This is a genomic window from Vibrio sp. 5S239 (assembly GCF_041439575.1).
Lineage (GTDB): Bacteria > Pseudomonadota > Gammaproteobacteria > Enterobacterales > Vibrionaceae > Vibrio > Vibrio kanaloae.
In genome coordinates this window covers 30,828-50,609 of the sequence record NZ_JBGOOM010000030.1, presented here as the reverse complement: position 1 = coordinate 50,609, position 19,782 = coordinate 30,828, and the positions used below count along the sequence as shown (strand labels likewise).

Annotated in this window: 27 protein-coding genes; 1 reads left to right on the top strand and 26 read right to left on the bottom strand. The window is 43.8% G+C overall.

The window, feature by feature from the left end:
- Positions 1-256: 256 nt before the first annotated feature.
- The 7 genes from ACED48_RS18685 to dusA form a co-directional block, all read right to left on the bottom strand.
- The gene (locus ACED48_RS18685; RefSeq protein WP_017055755.1) at positions 257-1,033 is read right to left on the bottom strand and encodes a phosphoadenylyl-sulfate reductase; all 777 of its coding nucleotides are present in this window, start codon (positions 1,031-1,033) and stop codon (positions 257-259) included.
- Positions 1,026-2,753, bottom strand: coding sequence for an assimilatory sulfite reductase (NADPH) hemoprotein subunit (gene cysI / locus ACED48_RS18680; RefSeq protein ID WP_017055754.1), 1,728 nt, complete (start codon positions 2,751-2,753; stop codon positions 1,026-1,028). The genes ACED48_RS18685 and cysI overlap by 8 nt, the downstream gene beginning before the upstream one ends.
- A complete protein-coding gene (locus ACED48_RS18675; protein WP_017055753.1) occupies positions 2,753-4,618 on the bottom strand; it encodes an assimilatory sulfite reductase (NADPH) flavoprotein subunit in 1,866 nt (621 codons plus the stop codon). The genes cysI and ACED48_RS18675 overlap by 1 nt, the downstream gene beginning before the upstream one ends.
- Before the next feature lie 122 nt (positions 4,619-4,740).
- Positions 4,741-4,971: a hypothetical protein gene (locus tag ACED48_RS18670; protein WP_017055752.1), complete on the bottom strand. Its 231-nt coding sequence runs from the start codon at positions 4,969-4,971 to the stop codon at positions 4,741-4,743.
- 190 nt (positions 4,972-5,161) lie between these two features.
- The gene (locus ACED48_RS18665; protein WP_017055751.1) at positions 5,162-5,830 is read right to left on the bottom strand and encodes a TIGR04219 family outer membrane beta-barrel protein; all 669 of its coding nucleotides are present in this window, start codon (positions 5,828-5,830) and stop codon (positions 5,162-5,164) included.
- A 134-nt stretch (positions 5,831-5,964) separates the two neighbouring features.
- Positions 5,965-6,186, bottom strand: a complete 222-nt coding sequence (gene pspG, locus ACED48_RS18660) for an envelope stress response protein PspG (RefSeq protein ID WP_017055750.1) — start codon at positions 6,184-6,186, stop codon at positions 5,965-5,967.
- A gap of 237 nt (positions 6,187-6,423) precedes the next feature.
- Positions 6,424-7,428 carry a tRNA dihydrouridine(20/20a) synthase DusA gene (dusA, locus tag ACED48_RS18655; RefSeq protein ID WP_017055749.1) on the bottom strand — a complete coding sequence of 335 codons (1,005 nt, stop codon included), beginning with the start codon at positions 7,426-7,428 and terminating at the stop codon, positions 6,424-6,426.
- A gap of 104 nt (positions 7,429-7,532) precedes the next feature.
- Between dusA and ACED48_RS18650 the strand changes: the two genes are divergently transcribed.
- On the top strand, positions 7,533-8,606 hold the full coding sequence (locus ACED48_RS18650; RefSeq protein WP_017055748.1) for a site-specific integrase: 1,074 nt from the start codon (positions 7,533-7,535) through the stop codon (positions 8,604-8,606).
- Positions 8,607-8,649: 43 nt separating this feature from the next.
- On the opposite strand, the gene ACED48_RS18645 is transcribed toward ACED48_RS18650, so the two are convergent.
- From ACED48_RS18645 to ACED48_RS18555, 19 genes are all read right to left on the bottom strand, one after another.
- Entirely contained in the window at positions 8,650-9,699 is a 1,050-nt protein-coding gene (locus ACED48_RS18645; RefSeq protein ID WP_198928334.1) for a hypothetical protein, read from the bottom strand.
- Positions 9,700-9,725: 26 nt separating this feature from the next.
- Complete coding sequence (locus tag ACED48_RS18640) at positions 9,726-10,988, bottom strand: hypothetical protein (RefSeq protein WP_017055746.1); 1,263 nt, start codon at positions 10,986-10,988, stop codon at positions 9,726-9,728.
- A gap of 104 nt (positions 10,989-11,092) precedes the next feature.
- The gene (locus ACED48_RS18635; RefSeq protein ID WP_017055745.1) at positions 11,093-11,269 is read right to left on the bottom strand and encodes a hypothetical protein; all 177 of its coding nucleotides are present in this window, start codon (positions 11,267-11,269) and stop codon (positions 11,093-11,095) included.
- 2 nt (positions 11,270-11,271) lie between these two features.
- Entirely contained in the window at positions 11,272-11,475 is a 204-nt protein-coding gene (locus tag ACED48_RS18630) for a hypothetical protein (protein WP_017055744.1), read from the bottom strand.
- A gap of 95 nt (positions 11,476-11,570) precedes the next feature.
- Complete coding sequence (locus ACED48_RS18625) at positions 11,571-12,041, bottom strand: hypothetical protein (protein ID WP_017055742.1); 471 nt, start codon at positions 12,039-12,041, stop codon at positions 11,571-11,573.
- A gap of 20 nt (positions 12,042-12,061) precedes the next feature.
- A complete protein-coding gene (locus ACED48_RS18620) occupies positions 12,062-12,703 on the bottom strand; it encodes a hypothetical protein (RefSeq protein WP_017055741.1) in 642 nt (213 codons plus the stop codon).
- 1 nt (position 12,704) lies between these two features.
- Positions 12,705-13,310 (bottom strand): hypothetical protein, encoded by a 606-nt coding sequence (locus ACED48_RS18615; protein WP_017055740.1) that lies wholly within the window; start codon positions 13,308-13,310, stop codon positions 12,705-12,707.
- Complete coding sequence (locus ACED48_RS18610; protein ID WP_017055739.1) at positions 13,307-13,738, bottom strand: hypothetical protein; 432 nt, start codon at positions 13,736-13,738, stop codon at positions 13,307-13,309. Before ACED48_RS18610 ends, ACED48_RS18615 begins: the two co-directional genes overlap by 4 nt.
- A gap of 3 nt (positions 13,739-13,741) precedes the next feature.
- A complete protein-coding gene (locus ACED48_RS18605) occupies positions 13,742-14,116 on the bottom strand; it encodes a hypothetical protein (protein WP_017055738.1) in 375 nt (124 codons plus the stop codon).
- Entirely contained in the window at positions 14,113-14,304 is a 192-nt protein-coding gene (locus ACED48_RS18600) for a hypothetical protein (protein ID WP_017055737.1), read from the bottom strand. Before ACED48_RS18600 ends, ACED48_RS18605 begins: the two co-directional genes overlap by 4 nt.
- 1 nt (position 14,305) lies before the next feature.
- A complete protein-coding gene (locus tag ACED48_RS18595; protein WP_017055736.1) occupies positions 14,306-14,431 on the bottom strand; it encodes a hypothetical protein in 126 nt (41 codons plus the stop codon).
- Positions 14,431-14,763: a hypothetical protein gene (locus tag ACED48_RS18590; RefSeq protein WP_017055735.1), complete on the bottom strand. Its 333-nt coding sequence runs from the start codon at positions 14,761-14,763 to the stop codon at positions 14,431-14,433. The genes ACED48_RS18595 and ACED48_RS18590 overlap by 1 nt, the downstream gene beginning before the upstream one ends.
- 11 nt (positions 14,764-14,774) lie before the next feature.
- Positions 14,775-15,605, bottom strand: a complete 831-nt coding sequence (locus ACED48_RS18585; protein ID WP_017055734.1) for a major capsid protein P2 — start codon at positions 15,603-15,605, stop codon at positions 14,775-14,777.
- Positions 15,606-15,608: 3 nt separating this feature from the next.
- On the bottom strand, positions 15,609-15,737 hold the full coding sequence (locus ACED48_RS18580; RefSeq protein ID WP_017055733.1) for a hypothetical protein: 129 nt from the start codon (positions 15,735-15,737) through the stop codon (positions 15,609-15,611).
- Between the two features lie 139 nt (positions 15,738-15,876).
- Positions 15,877-16,626: a hypothetical protein gene (locus ACED48_RS18575; RefSeq protein WP_017055732.1), complete on the bottom strand. Its 750-nt coding sequence runs from the start codon at positions 16,624-16,626 to the stop codon at positions 15,877-15,879.
- A complete protein-coding gene (locus tag ACED48_RS18570) occupies positions 16,601-17,038 on the bottom strand; it encodes a hypothetical protein (protein ID WP_017055731.1) in 438 nt (145 codons plus the stop codon). Before ACED48_RS18570 ends, ACED48_RS18575 begins: the two co-directional genes overlap by 26 nt.
- The gene (locus ACED48_RS18565) at positions 17,031-17,540 is read right to left on the bottom strand and encodes a hypothetical protein (RefSeq protein ID WP_017055730.1); all 510 of its coding nucleotides are present in this window, start codon (positions 17,538-17,540) and stop codon (positions 17,031-17,033) included. The genes ACED48_RS18570 and ACED48_RS18565 overlap by 8 nt, the downstream gene beginning before the upstream one ends.
- Positions 17,533-17,841, bottom strand: a complete 309-nt coding sequence (locus ACED48_RS18560) for a hypothetical protein (RefSeq protein ID WP_017055729.1) — start codon at positions 17,839-17,841, stop codon at positions 17,533-17,535. The genes ACED48_RS18565 and ACED48_RS18560 overlap by 8 nt, the downstream gene beginning before the upstream one ends.
- A gap of 64 nt (positions 17,842-17,905) precedes the next feature.
- Entirely contained in the window at positions 17,906-19,771 is a 1,866-nt protein-coding gene (locus tag ACED48_RS18555) for a replication endonuclease (protein ID WP_017055728.1), read from the bottom strand.
- Positions 19,772-19,782: the final 11 nt, after the last annotated feature.

Below are 19,782 nucleotides of genomic sequence, written 5' to 3'. Positions count from 1 at the left end.
CTTCGTTGAAGCCTTGTGGCGTCTACCGTGTCAGTGAGGCGGCATTATAGAGATGTTCATCACATTGGCAAGTGTTTATTAAAGAAAAATGCAAAAACAACCATCACATGACGAATAAACACTCAAACCCTTATTTTTATAACTTTAACTACAAAATAACTACACAATAACCACAGACTTATCCACAATCGCTCTAATTTCATCCCCTAGAAACTAAAAAAGCTGCCTTATGGCAGCTTTTCAAATGACAATGAGTTTAAATCCCAGAGCCATATTGCTCTCCATCATCTTCATGAAGACCACATTCTCGTTTTAGACCATTAAAACGGGTTTCCTCTTCAGTCATACCCGGCTCCCATTTCTTAGTCGTATGTGTATCTCCAACAGAAAGGTACCCCTGCTCTCGAAGCGGGTGATAGCTGAGACCATTTTGTTCTAGGTAATAGTGAACATCTTTATTTGTCCAATCAATGACTGGCAAGAATTTAAACACACCATTTTGGATAGATAAGATTGGCAAGTTTGCGCGCGATTGAGATTGCTCTCTTCTTAACCCTGAAAACCAAGTCCCCGCCTCAAGCTCATCTAACGCCCGCCTCATCGGTTCAACTTTATTAAGTTTGTTGTACTTCTCTATCCCTTCTATACCTTGATCCCAAAGTTTGCCATATTGCGCTTCTTGCCAATTAGGGCTCTGTTGTGCGCGAAAGACTTGAAGGTTTAGTGTCAAATTCTTGCTTAACTCATCTATAAAGCGATACGTTTCAGGGAATAGATAGCCAGTGTCCGTCAGAATAACCGGAATATCTGGCTTTGCTTGAGTGACTAAGTGCAGCATCAACGCAGCTTGGATTCCGAAACTAGAAGACACCACATGCGTCCCTTCTAAATTTGCTAGAGCCCACTTAACTCTTTCTAAGGCGGTTAGCTGTTCTAACTCAGCATTTATTTGTCCAAGACGAAGTATCTGCTCCGTCTTAGTCAATGCGATCAGCTCTGCTAACTTCAGTTTTGAAGCGACAGAATTATGCATGTAAATCCCTCTTTGAAATGATCACCTCTTCGATGATACCAGTTCGGATTGTAAAATCGCCGAACCCTTCATTGTCTTTACGTTCAGTAGCCCAACGTCCCACTAGTGAATCAATCTCTTCTAAGATCTGAGCTGATGTAATGTTCTCTTTATACATCTTAGGAATACGAGTACCGGCTTTGTTGCCGCCTAAGTGCATATTGTAGCGACCTGGTGCTTTACCCACTAAACCAAGTTCAGCCAACATCGCGCGACCACAACCGTTTGGACAACCAGTGACACGAAGAATGATGTTATCTTCTTCTGGTAATCCATGTTTCTTCAGAATATCTTCAACATCTGTCACGAACTCTGGAAGAAAGCGCTCAGCTTCCGCCATTGCTAAAGGACACGTAGGGAAAGCCACACACGCCATAGAGTTTTTACGTTGCTCAGAAACAGCATCATCCATCAAACCATATTGACGCGCCAGTTTTTCAATCTTGGCTTTTTGGTTAGTCGCTACACCCGCAATAATCAAGTTCTGATTCGCTGTCATGCGGAAGTCACCTTTGTGAATCTTCGCAATTTCAGCAACACCTGTTTTCAGAGCTTTCCCAGGGAAATCAAGTAAACGACCATTTTCGATGAATAACGCTAAGTGGTGCTTACCATCAATGCCTTCGGCCCAACCGATACGGTCGCCACGGCCAGTAAACTCATAAGGACGGCTTTCAGAAAACTCAACGCCGGCACGCTTTTCTACTTCCGCTTTGAATACATCAATACCAACACGGTCTAGTGTGTATTTGGTTTTGGCATTCTTACGGTTTGAACGGTTACCCCAGTCACGCTGAGTCGTTACCACCGCCGCTGCTACGTCTAACGTTTTATCTAATGCCACAAAACCAAAATCGTCAGCTTTACGTGCATAAGTCGAGGTATCGCCGTGTGTCATAGCAAGGCCGCCACCGACTAACACGTTAAAGCCCACCAGCTTTCCGTCTTCAGCAATAGCAACAAAGTTAAGATCGTTAGCATGAACATCTACGTCATTCTGTGGAGGAATGACAACAGTCGTCTTGAACTTACGCGGTAGGTAGTTACTACCTAGGATAGGTTCTTCATCCGTTGTTTCTAGTTTTTCACCATCTAACCATATTTCTGCATAAGCACGAGTCTTCGGTAATAGATGTTCACTGATCTTTTTCGCCCATTCATACGCTTCTTGGTGCAACTCAGATTCAACAGGGTTTGTGGTACACAGAACATTTCGGTTTACATCACCCGCGGTAGCGATTGAATCAATACCAATGCTGTTTAGCGTTTGGTGCATCAGTTTAATGTTTGGCTTCAACACGCCATGAAACTGAAAGGTTTGACGTGTCGTTAGACGGATAGACCCATAAGAGGTACTTTCATCTGCGAACTTATCTATCGCCAACCATTGCTTTGGAGTGATGATGCCGCCAGGCATACGCGCACGCAGCATGACATTATGCAAAGGCTCTAACTTTTGCTTAGCACGTTCATTACGAATATCACGGTCATCTTGCTGATACATACCGTGGAAACGGATCAACTGAAAGTTATCTGCGGTAAAACCACCAGTGATGCGGTCTTGAAGATCTTGTTCAATAGTACCGCGAAGATTATTACTTTCACGCTTCAGACGTTCATTGTCAGCCAAAGGACCAAGTACTTGACCTAGCACTTCTTGCTCTATTACTTGCTTGCTCATTAGTACACATCCCTTTGGTAACGTTTCGCTTTACGTAAGTCATTAATATATTGTTCAGCTTGTTCTCGGCTCTGGTTGCCATGTTTTTCAGCAATCGTGACTAGTGCTTCATGAACATCTTTCGCCATTCGGGTCGCATCACCACAAACATAAAGGTATGCGCCCTCTTGAAGCCATTGCCAAACCTGCTCTGCTTGTTCGATTAAACGGTCTTGAACGTAAACCTTTTCTTTTTGGTCACGGCTAAAAGCAACATCCAATTTGGTTAACGCACCAGATTTAAGGTACTTCTGCCATTCAACTTGGTATAAGAAATCTTGAGTAAAAGTACGGTCACCGAAGAACAACCAGCTTTTGCCTTCAGCATCATTGTTTTCACGCTCTTGAACGAAACTGCGGAATGGCGCGATACCAGTACCTGGGCCGACCATGATGATAGGTGTGCTGTCGTCTTGTGGCAGCTTAAAGTTATTGTTGTTCTCAACAAACACCTTCACTTCACCGCCTTCTTCCAAGCGCTGAGCTAGGAAACTAGAGGCGCCCCCCAGACGAGACTCTTCACCTTTTTGGTATTCAACCAGGCCAACCGTCAAGTGAACTTCTTCATCCACTTCTGCTTGGCTTGATGCAATAGAATAGAGACGTGGCGTTAACTTACGTAAAAGGCCGATCAACTCATTAGCTGATAGATTGGTTCTTTTTTCTGCTAATACATCGACGATTTGAGTGTTACCAGAGTATTCGCGAAGCTTGTCTTTATCTTCCACCAGCTTGATTAACTTCTTACTACCCGACAGCTCAGCAAACTGAGTCACAAGTTGAGGGTTTGACGTCGTAATCTCGAATTTACTGACGAGTGCGCTATGGACAGATAAGTTTTCACCATCGACATCAACACTTTCAATACCCGACAACCCAACCTTAGAAAGGATCTGATTCGCAAGCTCTGAACTGTTTTCGTACCACACTCCCAGCGCATCACCCGGCTGGTAAGTGATACCTGACTCATCAAGATCAATCTCGATATGACGAACATCTTTACCCGAGTCGCGACCCGTGATCTTTTGACTCGTCAGCAATGTCGCTGTGTATGGGTTTTGTTTGGTGTATTGCGAATGACCCGCGGCCACTTGACCAACTGGTAATTGAACGACATCGGCTTCTGTGCCTGTCGATAATGTCTCTTTTACTTGCTCTAATGCTTTAGCGCGCCATTCCGTTGCTGACTCTTCGTAATCAACATCACAATCAAGACGGTCAACAAATGATTTAGCACCAAGCTTAGCGAGGAAGTTATCGAAATCTTTCCCGGTTTGGCAGAAGAACTCATAGCTTGAATCACCTAAACCAATCACACCGTATTGTAGATTCGATAATTTGGGTGCTTTCTTCGATTGAAGGAATTCATGCAACTCAATCGCGTTATCAGGGGCTTCACCTTCACCATTAGTGGAAGCCACAAAAATCACGTGTGTCTCTTTGGCTAGGTTTTTACCTTTATAGTCACTGGCATCGAAAAGCTCGACAGCAATACCTAACGCTTTCGCTTCAGCCTCAAGCGATTCAGCAACACCTTTCGCATTACCCGTTTGAGAAGCAAAGATAACACTTAACTTACCCGCAGGTTTTGCGGCCACAGCTGCGGCTGCTTGAGCAATAGGTGCAGCGGCGCCCACAGGCTGTGCTTGGCTCACCCCCCAAAGATAGCCACTGACCCATGCCAGTTGCTGTGAAGACAGTTCAGAAACAGTTTGCTGAAGATGACCCAATTGTTGGTCATTAAGTGGTGCAGCTAGCCCAGGTAGCTCATTAGCCCCAGACTGTGCATTATTATTTTGTGAAGACTCTTTCTTATTTAAAGACATGGTCACGACATCCCTAATCATTGCGTGACGATAGATTAACCACTCCCTTTAATAACAAGAAAGAATAGAAAAGTATGTTTTATAACTTTTTGGAAGTAAAAAGCGATTGAACCGTAAATTCGCTACTGGTTTTCAATACGAACTTGCTGAAAACCAACGGCCATTGCCGACTTTGATGCTAAATCTAAATCAGCATAATGGCACTCCTCACCATGAACATCGGTAAGCAAAACAAAGCCACCTCCCATATGGCGAAACTCCACAACCCAAGCCCCCTCTTGAATCGAGGGCTCTATGACCGCTTCGACTAACAGGTTCTCTCGATATAAATTTCGTAATTCATTGAGTGTCATATTCTATCCCTTGCTTTGACCTCACAACATAGACCTTATGAGAATAGACGCTAATTAGGTCTCTGTATAAGGATGGTCGAAAGTGATGAATGTGCTAACTAATTCCAGAAAGATATAATCAATATATATAAAAAAACGCCACTTAATAAAGTGACGTTCTTAAAATTTGTTTTAAATGCGCTTAAATAACCTAGAAGCGCACTTCTGCACCAGCGAACCAACCATCGACCATGACAAAGCTCTTGCCTAGTTGAGAGCTAAAGAACTCATCCGAGTCTAAATCGATAACACGGTAACCACCACGCAGTGCTATCTCAGTTTCTGCCACTGAGATTCGGTACTGACCGCCAGCCATCAAATCAGTACTCTTGATGCCACTGCTATCACCGAACTCCATCGTACCAATGATATCGAAGTTGGTGTCAGGAACGTTGATCTCTGCGTTACCGTAGAAACTCCAAGTCAACTCATCAAAGCTTGTTTGAGCGCTACCTGTTTTCGGTTCGATGTAATTCGAGTTTGAATACTGAGTAAACGTCACACCTGCATCAAAGTTCATCAGTTTGTGATCTAACAATGTGTAATAGAAGGTATAGTCGTACTTATCGAAGGCCAATAAATCCGCATCGACAGAAGTATAGCGGAAACTCGCGTTTGGTAGCATTGGAGCATTGTGCTCAAATGCTAAATATAACGAAGGAGAATGAACATCATCATTTTGTCTAACTTCGTTTAGCTTGGTACTTCCCCACCACATATCGGCACCGACTTTAGCCGTGTAAGAAAACCCTTCTTCAGCAAGCACTGCCGAACTTAGAGGTAGCATCCCCACTAAAGCAATTAATGGCATTTTATTCATTTGAGATAGCTCCAATTTCATATCATTGTGCTAATTGTATGCACATTCATCGATTATTGGAGAAATTTTACCACACATCCTAAAGACTAAAACGATAAACCGCTGGCGAGCAAAAGTTTGACGGCACCATGACTTTAGTAACGCCTTTGACTAGAACTGTGTACAAAGTTTTTGAAAAACCACACACCGATTGCAATCACAATCAACCAAGGCAAGAGTTTAAACACGACACCTATCATACCGAGTACCAACATAACGAGTAATGCAACCCCCGTTGCCGCTAAGACCGTCATAAACGTAATACCAGTAACGAGTAATGTTGCGGCAAAAATAAGAACAAAGATTAATTCAAACATAATGGTCTCCTATTGAATTGATGACCTATCTTTCTTACTTTTGAATATTGCAGCTTCTATACCAAGTTTAAAAAACCAAAAAATCTTTATTAATCAATAAAATAAAAAACCACACATCTTCATGCGTGGCTTTTGAGGGATTTTTAATGGTAAATTTAGCCTCTAATGGCGAATTTAACCTTAATTTTTTAACCTTAACTCTACTTTTAAACTTCGGTTTTTAACCTTAGGGGAAGCTTATACATTCAGTTCTTTGGGGATCTTAGCCAATGCCGTTTGCATCACCTCAATACCCGCGCCTTTCTTATGCGCGTTCTCACTGATGTATCGACGCCATTGTCTTGCACCCGGCATGCTTTGGAACAAACCAAGCATATGACGAGAAATGTGCCCTAGACTTGCGCCGTTTGAAAGTTCACGCTCGATGTACGGATACATCTCTTCAACCACTTGTGAGCGCTTTTTAATTGGCGTATCTAAACCAAAGATCTGTTGGTCGACTTCGGCCAAGATAAACGGACTATGGTATGCCTCACGGCCAATCATCACACCATCAAGGTGCTGCAAGTGCTCTTTCGTTTGCTCAAGAGTCGTAATACCACCATTCACAGCAATCACTAGATCCGAGAAATCTTTCTTAATTTGGTATGCACGATCGTAATCTAGAGGTGGGATCTCACGGTTTTCTTTCGGGCTAAGACCACTCAACCACGCTTTACGTGCATGGATAGTAAATTGCTCACAGCCGCCTTTTTCAGAAACGGTCGACACAAACTTAGTGAGAAACTCATAAGAGTCTTGGTCATCGATACCAATACGCGTTTTCACCGTGATTGGAATATCAGTGACTTCTTTCATCGCCGACACACAATCTGCCACCAGCTCTGGCTCAGCCATCAAGCAAGCACCAAAGCGGCCATTTTGAACTCGGTCTGAAGGACAACCTACGTTGAGATTAACCTCATCATAGCCGCGATCACCAGCAAGCTTGGCACAAGCCGCTAAATCAACCGGGTTAGAACCACCCAGTTGAAGCGCAAGAGGATGCTCTTGCTCGTTATATTCTAGAAAGTCGCCCTTACCATGTAAGATCGCGCCTGTTGTTACCATTTCCGTGTACAAAAGAGTCTGCTGAGAAAGCAAACGGTGAAAATAACGGCAGTGGCGGTCGGTCCAATCGAGCATTGGTGCAACAGAAAGTCGGTTACTAGCGTATTTACTGGTTTTATTAGTGTTTGTCATGATTCAGTCTCAATTAATACTGTACAAACATACAGTGAATTACCTAGAATTAAACGGAATTACTTCCTGTAGTACCCCTCAAGTACCCCTTTAGGAGTTGGACAATGGCAAGTTATACCATCGAGACCAGAAAGCTAAAAAGCGGTGAACCAAGGTTCAAGGTAACAATCATCGTTAAAAAGAATTCGCGCATTATACACAGGGAAAGCAAAACTCTAAAAAAGAAAGCACTCGCTAAAGCTTTGGGTAAAAAAAGGGTAGCTGAACTAGAGGCTCAAGGGGTACTCAATCAGCCAAAAACAGTCCCCCTTTCGGTACTCCTCGATTTGTTCATGGCTGAGCGTGATCTCTGGGACAATACAGGCCGCACCAAACGCTACGTTATTAAAATGCTTAGGGATTGCGACATCGCCCAAGTTGAGAGTAATCAGCTACGAACTAGCGACTTAATCGAGCACTGTAAAAATAGAAGAGGTGCAGGAGCCAAACCCGCAACGATTTATCATGATATTGCTTACCTACGTTCTGTAATGAAAAAGTCTAAGCCTGTCTTCAACATCGATACCAATCACCAAATATTTGATGAAGCCGTACCAGTTCTGATTGATATGGGGTTAGTTGGTAAGAGTCAGAAACGAACACGTCGCCCAACTTCTGAAGAACTGAAGCTCTTAAAGCTTGGGTTAGAACAACGTGAATCTTTCCGGCCAAACGGCACAACTAGAATTCCATTCACCGATATTCTTGAGTTCAGCATTCTTACTTGTATGCGAATTGGTGAAGTCTGCAAGCTGCGTTGGGAAGATCTCAACCAAGAGCATAAAACGATACTGGTTAGAGATAGAAAAGACCCAAGGAAAAAAGAAGGTAATCACATGATTGTGCCTTTGCTTGGTGAGTCATTTGAGATCGCACTAAAACAACCAGACAAAGGTGAGCTTATTTTCCCGTATAACTCACGAAGTGTCAGCGCAGGCTTTCAACGAGTTAGGAATGAATTAGGTATTGAAGACTTGAGGTATCACGATTTGCGAAGAGAGGGAGCTAGTAGGCTATTTGAAAAGGGATACTCTATCGAGGAAGTAGCCCAAGTGACTGGGCATAGAAACTTGAATATTTTGTGGCAGGTTTATACGCAGTTGTTTCCGCAGAACCTCCATAATAAAAACACCCCGTAAGATATGCTAAAAGGCATGCCCTATTTGTGCATGCCATTAGCTTCTAGATAGGTAATTCTGTCTGAGTAGGTATTATATTCTCGCTTTGGCTCTTATTGAACTTTTCTCGATCTACTGAGAGATAATCAAGTATACAGCCCAAAAATGACCGAGCTTCAAAAGAAAGCTCCCTTTGACTCAACAGAACAGTGCTCATTGCAGCCTTCTCTAATTCAATAGATATCGAAAACAGCTTTTTACCAACATCAACTCGACTAAAATATTCACCCAAAGAAGATGCTTCTAACTGAGACATTTCTTCTTGAACTTTACCTGCAATTTGGTTGTTGATAGCCGAGCTATTATCAATATAAGTCTCGATTAATGCTGAAGATAAATTAAGGGTCTTTTTAATACTAGCCAACCCTCCATCTCCATAAGTAAAGCCTTCTGTTAGTATTCTTTTTCGCTCATCGGCAGCCAAAAATGAACATTCTTTCAAAATAAAATCGACCCCCAAAGCAATGTAAGAACACAAAAGATAAAAACACCGTGAAGACGCCTCTTGGTGAGTAGGTTTTATGATCACTTGGTCGGCAAAAAATTTCGAATAGCTTAACCACTGGATACAAGAACTAAAGTTCAAACCTTCAATTAGAAGTGATTTACTCTCAATCAGTTTGTTTTGCCAATCACCATCAATCTTTTGATATTCATACTTTTTAATTAGAGCTGTTAAATCTTCCTCAGAAAGTCGTCTATCAGATTCCTTATGTGATGAGCTTAACTTTGAAAGAAAATCCCCATCCAAGACCAACACATCCAACTTTTTCCCGAAAGACTTAACTTCTTCACGTCGATCAGTAGTCGCAATCAAAGCCCTATCTGCGCCTACGGCATCTTTCAAACCTTTGACCCAAAATATTCTCTCCATCGCTTGCGGTGTTTTTTTGTTTTTAACATCCACAATAGAGATTTCTCTCGAAAGAACTGAAGTTCTTGAATACAACCAAAGGTCAATATCAGTAACGCTAGTTCCTCTGTAGTTATATGGCACGCCTCTGACTACAAAATACCCCGCATTAATTAAATAATTCCTCAGGAGCTCTTCCATTTGAAAGCCTTTAGGTAGTTTTATCATCATACAACCTTATTAGTTCTCAAGACCATTAACATATCATGCGTTTCTTTTGGAGAGTTATCTACCTGTTCTTTTCGAGATATCTCACGCATGGTTTCTGGCTTCTTGTAACTACTAATTCTGGCAGAAGGTAAATTATCTAAAGAATGCTCATTGATATTACCGTTCTTAATCGCAGCCAGAGCTAGTTCTCCAACTTCTTTTTTCAAGAGCCTCATAACCCAACCGTAGCTTCCTTTATTGTGCCCTTGACTAACTTGTACGACGTTCTTGTGCTCTAATATTTTGTAGTCATATGCAATAGCTGGAGCTGGTCCAACACAGCCGCCATTGACTAGCACTTCTAATAGCCTTTCAATCCAAGTAATACGACCTCTAGAATTTCCGCTTCTCGTCATCCCGTAAGTCAGAGAGCAGACAAATGCTTTAACCAAGTCAAATGCATCATCAACTGCCGCACTGTTATACTTAGAAAACGCTGAAGGTTTTGTTATAAAACCTGCATCTTCTTGATTGTTTGATACAACATTCAAGTCATACAGCCCAATCGGGATCGTCTTATTATATAGTGGTTCAGTCAGTATTCTTTTAGCCCAATCTACAGATATACACGCATGGCTATCCAAAAGTGAATTCAGTTCAATCAGACGGCTTTGCTCTGCAGAAGATAGAGACTCAAGCACTTTATTAATTTTCTGCGTATCATCTTTGCGAAAGAGATTACCATTGAAGTAAAGCGTATTGTTTTGACCAATCCTTTCAGCATCAGTGAAACCAATCTGCTCGGATTGCTTCAATACATCATTCATGTCACCTGCTAGCGTTTTAAAATTTGTAGATAATGTATCTATCAAAAATTCATCACTTTGCGGTCGTTCTGATGCCAACTCGGAGATTTCTAGAGACGCCCTCTCTTTATCTGTGGGCTCATGAGTGTCAAAAATATCAGCAGTATGCTCAAGAGCGGTCGTAGTCGTAACACCAAGAACAACAACTTCTGACTGTACATAATCAACTAAATCTTTCTTCTTTAGCAGCTCTAGTAATGGATCAATTTCAAGGTCACTAACACCAACGCTGTCAGCTAAAACCTCTAACCGACTGCGATTAACTTTTAACTCTTTATCCGAGGCACTCATTGCTGACAATAGAAGACCAGCCTTCCCTGCTTTAACAGTTTTGTTGTACCCTCGAACATTCCTAACACATTGAATTTTGTTGGTATGGTGAATTAACCATGACCCTTTAGTTTTCTTATCCATCACTTTTCCGTTACCAAATTAATTATCTACCACCGAATATACATACGAATGCTGTGCACATCAGCTTAAAATTTCAAAATATGGTAACTAGGATAAACTCAGGACTATTCAGAGCATTGACGGTCTCCTAATTTCACTTCTAACCGATGCACTTTTTCAACCAACTTATCTAACAAGACTCTATTACCCTTTATATTTTGCCAGAGCATAATTAAGACCAACACTTCAGCAGGCTTTAATCCAAACTCAGTGAGTAATTGCACAAAAGGGAATTCATTCATACTTACAGGCCTTTGAACTCATTGCGTAGGGTTTCCCACAGGCCAATTGCTAATGGAACTAAGGTACCCAAAAGCCCTCCATACTGAACGCCCGTTTCTGAAACGCTCGCAGTAAGTAGTTCAGGATGCCCCGCAGCAAGAGCAATACCCGCCCCAATTAACGCAAGCCCTTTCTTAGTCGATAGCTGTTTAAAATCCACTTTCATTGTTAACCCCTAGCTGTTGATGCGCTTCCAAATATAAGCGCTGATTAAAGCGGTCAGAATCCCAACCGCCAAACGTTGCATTGCTTCTTGTTTGGTCATACAAGCGCGACCCCTGCAGCTGCATCACTCACTGAGTAATATCGCCCAACTTCCATGATGGACATGGCATGAACAAGACGAGTCATGAAATGATCGTCATAGAGATTTAAAGCAGCACTAGGATTTACGCCAACCTTGCTAGCCACAAACTGAATGTAATTCTCGGTATCGTTGTTATCACTCTCTGGTGCCCAACGATGAATAATGCCCGAGAGCGTATTGAGTCCATAAAGGTTCTGATAGTTACGGATGAGTTTGGTCGCAGCTCGAAAGCCATACTTCGAATCAGAGAAAGTTTCAAAAGCCTTATCTTTCGATGGTGTAACCTTACCCGTCCAAGCGTTGCCACTAATGCGAATGTTGAGCGGGTTGTTATTACGAACCCCGCGATTAAGTTGTGATTTCATAACTTTTTGCCCCTGATATAGAGAAAGGATTAAGGCAATAACAATAAGTGCGCGAATCATGCAGCCTCCTACGATTAGACTTACGACACGCCCAAACCAACCAAAGTCACATCACCACCATGCAGGAACACTCTCGACAAAATTTCTTTGTCCGTTCTTCCACTATCGGAGGTGTAAGCTGCATCGCCTCTGATCATCAGATGTAGAATAACTTTTTGTTTTCCTTTGATAAGTTCCTTATCAACCCATAAGACAGCCGTTTCATTAGCCGTGACTCGCTGCCCTAGCTCTGAAGGAGTGCCGTGAACCGTAGTACTTTTTAGGTCTAACTTTGTAGCGTAACCATCGGGGGATTTGATGACGTTGCCTTGCTCATCAGCTAAAACAACAGCAAAGCCCAATTCCCCCTCAAAATTGGATAGGCGAAGCATGGTTGAAAGGTTGAAGAAAAACTTAACAAAGGGCTCATCACTTTCAGGTGCTAAAGAGATCAATGGCAAGATATCCATGTCTCCAAATTCGGAGAACTCAGAGACACTGTATGTAAGCAAAAATCCGTCTAGGTCTTCGTTCCAACCATCTCGGCCACTTCGATAAAAATCACCTTGAATAATCGGTATCGCTAATGGTGCATCAGAACTGGGTTCGCCAGAGTTCATGTGCTCATACAGAAATTCGATTTTATTTCGACTGTTACCCGTAGGTAGCGGTGGTAATAGCATGTTAATACTCCAATATATGCGCTGTATCTGTATCAGGCTCTGTTCCTGACAAAGTGAACCCCGCTGTAGTTTCAATCGTGACCGTCTCACCCGCGACTAACTCAAAACCTTTGAGACTCAACACCCCTACATTACTTGCAGGCGCTTTGATAATTATCCCTTTACGATTGGCATTAGCGGGAACAGGCATTGGCAATTCACCTGAACGACCCATTAATTCGTTACTAACTTCTACGCCTACAACCTGATTGGGTTCAAGGCGTACGCTCTGATTAGGTTCAAGACGTACTTCTGGCAGCTCGCTGACTTTCATACTTTGACCAGGAACCAATTCGATTTGTGGCATGGTTTGAATTTCTAGCTTTTGCCCTTCAACTGGTGGGGTAAAATCCCCACGGCCATGCTCAAGTGAAAGGCTACCTTCACCACTAAGTAAAATGCGCCCCATTGGTTTTCCATAACGAAGAACCGAGCCACTAGGCAAAGTAAATTCCTCTCCAGCATCATCTAATCGAACTGACAATTTGCCTTTATACGACTCAATAAAAAGCCAACTAGACTCTACGGTTAAGGGAACGACTTGCCCTTTTATTAGAGTGAGGTTCATGTTTTCACCGCCTTAAACAAAACAAAACCAAACACAAATACAATCACGGCCATAAGAACTAATTGCTGTTTGTTGAGAGCGCTTTGTCCGTTGTCTTGCTTGAACTTGGCAAGCTCAGTTAGCTTGTCGAGGTTCTGTGTATTTTGAGCCGCTTGATTACCCGCAAGCCCTGCTATCATTTGAAGGTTTTCGCTATTACTTGAGCTGTATTCTTTGAGCGCACCATTGGCGAGCGCTAATGATTCATCGAGCGCGTCACCTGCAAAATCAAACGACTTAGCCACACTGCCATAATCGGTGGACGTGGCATTAATCGTTGAACCTTCAATACCACTCAGTGCAACGCCGAGGTTGTCACCGCTGATAGCATTTTGACTACTGGTATTCTTTGTACTGGTGCTATTGCTTGAACTGGATTTACCACCCATGCACTACACCTCCCATCGTAATAATTGGTGACTGTCTCGCTCTATGCTTGAGACTTTTCCAAGCCGCTTTAATAAGCGCGCCACCAAAGGAAAATACGTTTTCGTGGTAATCGCTTTCAAACCGCTGCTTTTGACATAAGCTGCCAGTTCACGGGTCGCTTTCACTGCGCCAGTTCCCTGTACCGCCCACACAAAATAGCTATTGCCAAACACCTCACCTGCAACAGCAAGGTCATAGTTATCACCTTGAATCAGATAGATGCTAACAAGGCCATCGCTTATAGCTTGCTCCATTAACTCGAAGTCATCAGGACAAGCGCGAAAAGCAACTCGCAATCGCTCTTGTGTACTTTTTGAATGCGTTACCACTTGGATCATTTGAGTACCTTTAGGGCTACGATGACCAACACTGCGATAGCAAGAATGAGCCAAGGACTCACCCCACCACCCATGTTGATTCCACCAATTGATTGCCCCGACTGGTTACTACTTGTGGCTGTAGATGGTCCAGCGCTACCGCCCGTTAAACCACCACCGCCCGTTAAACTGGTCATTGCTCCAAACATATCAACCCATTTTCAGCCAGATAATCAGCGCCAGTATCACCACAATGATCCACGCTGATTTGTTGATTTCCTTGGCGGTCAAAAACCCAAGAGTTAAGCCCGCCACACCGAGATAGAGGATTGGCATTACTTGCCCCCTTTGAGCGCGAACGCCAATCCGCCAAACACCACAAGCAACAACACCACAACAATGGCGATGGTCTGCCATTGAACACCGCTACTCGTATTCACGGGCTGTCCATTGGGTTGCTGATAGTCGTTATTGTTGGCGCGATTCTCGTCTGGACTGGCCGACTTAGCGCGTTCTAGCTCGTTATCCATTTTGATACCAAGCATATTGCCGCCAAAGTCACCCACCACGTCGACAGCGCCACCAACAAGTTCACCCGCACCTTCGAGGATGCTGTCAAACCAACCGCCAGAACTGGCGGTGGCTTTCGGTTGGTCAGGTAAGGACATGGCCCACCCCCTTAGTTCGCTGTGATAACGCCTACTTGCTCAATAGCTTCAATCAACACAGACACGCTGCCCGTTTGAGACTTATCAAGCTCGAATTGAAGCTGCTTCATGGCATTAGTCGGCAAGCGACCTTCCACACCAAAGCCAGTACGAACAAAATCAAGACTGAACCAATCTGGATTTTGTTCTAAACCACAGATAGCGAGGTCGAATGCGTTGTCTGCTTTGTTGACGTTGATTTCTTCAACGCTATCGCGAAGAACACGAACGCGATCAATCGACGAGTCTTTGAAGTGAATACGCTTTAAGGACAGAAGCGGAGAACGCTCAGAAAAATCAAACGGAGTACGACCCGATGCACTGGCAAACCAAGACAAAGAGTAAATACGCGGTAAGTAAACACGCTGTGATTGAGCTTGTGTCGTATGAGAACGTGCACGGATGCTTGGCGCAGCTGTACCACCCGATTTTGGAGCTAACTGGATATACACAAACCAGATTTCACCTTGCAGGGTAACAAGCTCACCAGTGCGAACACCGCCTTTGGTGCGAAGCGTTAAATCTGCAAATGGGATGACATAGCGACCCGCTTGTGTGAACTGTTTGCGATGCTCCTGAAGGTCTACTAAATCTTGACCTGTTAGGTTGTACGTTTCCTTGCCGTTTAACGTGATACGTACACGCTCAATATCAGCAGGGTTAGTAATGTTCGTTACCAGTTCTATGGATTGGTATGTTGGACCACTAACCAAACGTAAGCTTGCTTGGTTGCCCCAATTAGCTCCTTCAACAGGGTCTAAATCGAGTGGACGTGGGTTAAATGGTGTATTCAGTAGTTCCATAATTTAAAACCACCCCGAATTACCATTGATTTGCTCTTTGAGAGGCTTGAGCGCGCCTACATTGTTGATTACCGCTAATGCCAACAGCACTAAGACGACTGTGATTAGCATGGCTTTATGACTTGCTTTCATGGTTTCCCCTGTTTCACAACGTTGGAAAGTTTTTAAGAGTCATTATCAAATCAGACAACCGAAACAAGGTCATGAGGTTTCAACCTATAGGTAGAACTTTTAACCTATAGGTTGAAATGAGAGAGGCATCACGAAGGGTTTAACGGTAATTGCGAGATAGGAGCTTCCCACTTTCACAGTTCAGTGCACCACGTTCTATGTTGCCAATCCCATCACGAACAATTAGGTATTCCGCGATCGCCTTGCCGATAAGACGCTTATTAACCTTGGCACTTTTAAGATCAGCAACTTCGTTTGAGTGAATGCCTTTTTGTTTGGCAACCCAATCCGCATCCACGCCAGAGTTCACCGCGCCCAACCACCAAACCGAAGATTGATTAGTCACGGTTTTAGGTACTTCTTGCCCACGCTGAAAGATGGTGTGCACCACATGACCAAACTGACGGCCACCACGTAAAAGCTCACCTGTTTTACCTTCTAGCTTTCCAGAGGTTTCCGCGCAACTTGCGAGTTCTTCAATCACCACATTCAGCTTAGTTTTATGACCATCCCCCAACGCCCAAGCAATCGCGCTAAAAGCTTCAAGTTCTGACATGCACGCTCCTTTGGGCGGGACATAGGCAAGCTTAAACGAACAACCAACACGACGACCATGCACTGCCGCTTTGATAAACTTGGCAAGGTCATCAAAGCCATGACACATCTGGCCGTGAAACTTTTGCCCCGCATAATTTCGGTACGGGTCAAAGAACAGGACTTGTCCTTTTTTGGGTACTAGCCCCATGAATTTCACGGCACTGGTTTTCCCGCTACCCGTACCACCTAAATAAACGGTGTGCTCGGCATCATGAGAGGGATTAGAGTTAATCGGATTTACGATTAGCGACATGCTTCGCCTCCTCTTCTTTCTGCATTTCTAGTACGGTGATTTGTTTCTTAGAAGCCCACCACAAACCTAAAATCGCCAAGGTGAGCGTCATCAAGTTCATGTAATCACCACAATGTTCAAGCAATGCGCCACCGTATTGTTTAGCAACAGGTCGAGCTGCATTGATGACGCTTTGTTTAGCGCGATCATCAAATTCAAAATCAATGTCTTTCATAATCGACACGGCTTGCTCAACAACCACTAACCCCGTTGTAACCAACGCATCCAATGCTTCACTAACATCGACTTCGGGGTCTTGTTCAGTGCTGCCACTCGATTGGTTTTCGGTTGAAGCGCTCGATTGCAGCTCCGCAACGTACATATCAAGCTCAGCAAGGTTGTCAGCACTCATTTCAACGGTTGATTCATCCATTGGCGTTACCCTCTTGCGTTGATTTTGGCGTTGCCAATAAACGTTTAATGGTGAAGAGCAACACGAGAATCAAACCCAAACATGCTCCAACCTTGAGCAATTGCGGTTTAAGGCTTGGTTTTGGTGGTTGCACTTCGTCTTGGATTTCTTCGGTTGGGAGCGCTTGCTCTACCGTAGTCATTTCAGTTGAATCGGTATTGGTTTGCGCTTCAATGACCGTTGGCTCATCTTCGGTTAGCTCAAGCTCAACGACTTCGTTTAGCACTGGCAGCTGGGCAACCGACTCTTTCATGTGCTCACTACAATAATCACTCACCGTTTTACTCATTGAACTATTACCGCAACTTGGACACTTGTAATAAAGCAATCCAAGGTTGCGCCCGTTCTTAACGGTTTCGCCTGTATCAATCAGTTTGCCCTCGCCAACCATGTGAACGGTTGACGCTCGACTACACACTGGGCAAGAGACATAACCCCGCGTTGGATTTGGTGTTTTACTCATTGGTTTGCACCTCTTCAATCACATTACCCATCTGCTTTTGAAGCTGCTTTTTACGTTCTGAACGAATGATGCGGTTGGCTTTAGCGACAAGCTTTGCTTTGTCTACCAATTGGGGGTCAAGGCCAAGCTCAGTCAGAGGGTTGGCATTTCCCATCAAAAGTTTGGGTGCAAGCGTCAGTAGGTCACTTGGTGATAGGTCTTTGACTTTATCGAAGGCGATTTCAAGCTCTTTCTCTAATCCATCAATAGTATCTAGGCGTTTTAGTTCTGCTTGGCATTCTTCTTTAGAAAGTGTGTTCATGGTGTTCCTCTGTCTCACGACGTTGTTTAGTGTTTAGCCCCTGATTCACATCGTTGGCAATGGTTTAATACACAATCAGACGATTGTTTTTGAAACTGATATTCGTGTATTTATCTATTTGAACTTTTGCCCCCCGCATTAGCGGTGAGATTAGACATTGGACTCCCTCCACGCTCCATCCGGTCACGCGTTGAAGATGTTCAACTAAGGGAGAGTTACAGTTATTTTCAGTGCTCCAAGACGAAGCTCCGCTTCTTTGGGTTAATTCGCTTCGCTCATCTTTCCACGCATCCACATCGCACTTCGCCACAATAGAAAAACGCTCGCTGCACGTTTCGATCACATTACCCAACCACTTGAGGCCAATTACCCGCTTGGTTGTTTCACCGTACTGATTAAATTGCTCTTCATGAGCAAGACGCAAATCCCCAATGTGTTGAGTAAATTCTTTCCAACGTGATTTATCTGCATGGTCATGTAGATTCGCTAAATCCTCATCAATGGCCACGTCCAATTTATTGGCGCGTCTCAGCTGTCGCCACAATCCCACGGCAGGAGCACCCGATTGTGAAAACTGCTTAATGCCCCATGCACTTGCCCACGCTCTAACCGATACAGCAATATCACCGGCATCACCTTCTGGCATGTGCGCCCCGTTAATGTTCTTTGATATGTATTTGATGATGTAACCCGTTGCGCTCCCCTTCGCTGGGTCGCAAGGTTTTGCGTAAAAACGAGCCTTACGCTGCTGCTTGGTATGAAGCTCGTCAGCATCTTCATTTCGGGCAATCGTGGCGCAAATACGCATGAATTCCGCTTTATGCTCAGAGGCACAATAGACAAATGCATGGAGGTGAGGAGTTCCATCTTTGTGGGGTTCGGCTACCCGTAGGCCAAACCAAGGTAAATCAATTTTTGCAAAGTGAGCACGAGCAAGCTTCCACTGCTCCATTAGGTTTTGGTGCGCCTCTTTTACGGTGCAACCATTCCACTTGGGAGAATTACGGTGATATTGAGACGGTAGCGTCCATGTAATAAATATACCTTCGAAGCCCATATCAATGGCTCGCTCTTCATCGCCACGACTACGAACAACAAGTTCAACTCGTCGGTTCTCAAGGTTAGCGGTTGTACGTGAGGCTACTTCGGCAAGGTTGAACTCCTGCATGGTCTCATGACTAATCACAACCATATTTTGCATGAAGTCTTCTGACTCACGCATCTTCTGCTTGAAATTAGAGAGAGTTAGACGCGAGACGTAATGCGTTTGTCCTTGCTTCTTACCGACATTACCTAGAGTCACTTGAGCGTGCTCAATGTATTGCTTACGCAGACGTTTAAGTTTGCGCGTTAAATATTTCGGATCGATACAACGACGAATAGCGCACTCTAAAATGGTTTCAGCGTCTTGAATGGTGAGCTTCTTACCTATATCACTGGTATCAGCGTTAGGCGGTTCAACGAACGCTTTTAACATCACGTCACGGATTTGTTCAAAGCCGTAATGCAACGCCTCGTAGTAGTCCAGAGAGCTATCAGGAATGCCATCAATACGCTTTTCAGTTTCGACAATGGCAATATCGTTAATGATATCGGCAAAGGCTACTGTCAGCTTGACAGCAAAGTCTTTGATTAAGTCGTCACTCATAAGAATGTCATGGGTGAGCTCTAAAGGCTTAGGCTCATGACAGGCAAAACCAAAAGGAAACTTGCTTGAAAAGTGATGAGCGACTTTATCAACGTAAGACACGCGATCTTTAACGAACGCGGATAGATTGCGATCAGTAGGGTTATCTCGTTTTTTACGAATGCCAATCTTGAGGTCGATGTCTTGGCGCAACATCATCGGCAGATGCGCAGTAACATTTGAAACGAACTGACCAAAAGATTGATTTACGTTAGGTTGATAAAATCGCTTGTAGGTACTCACTATCTCTCTCC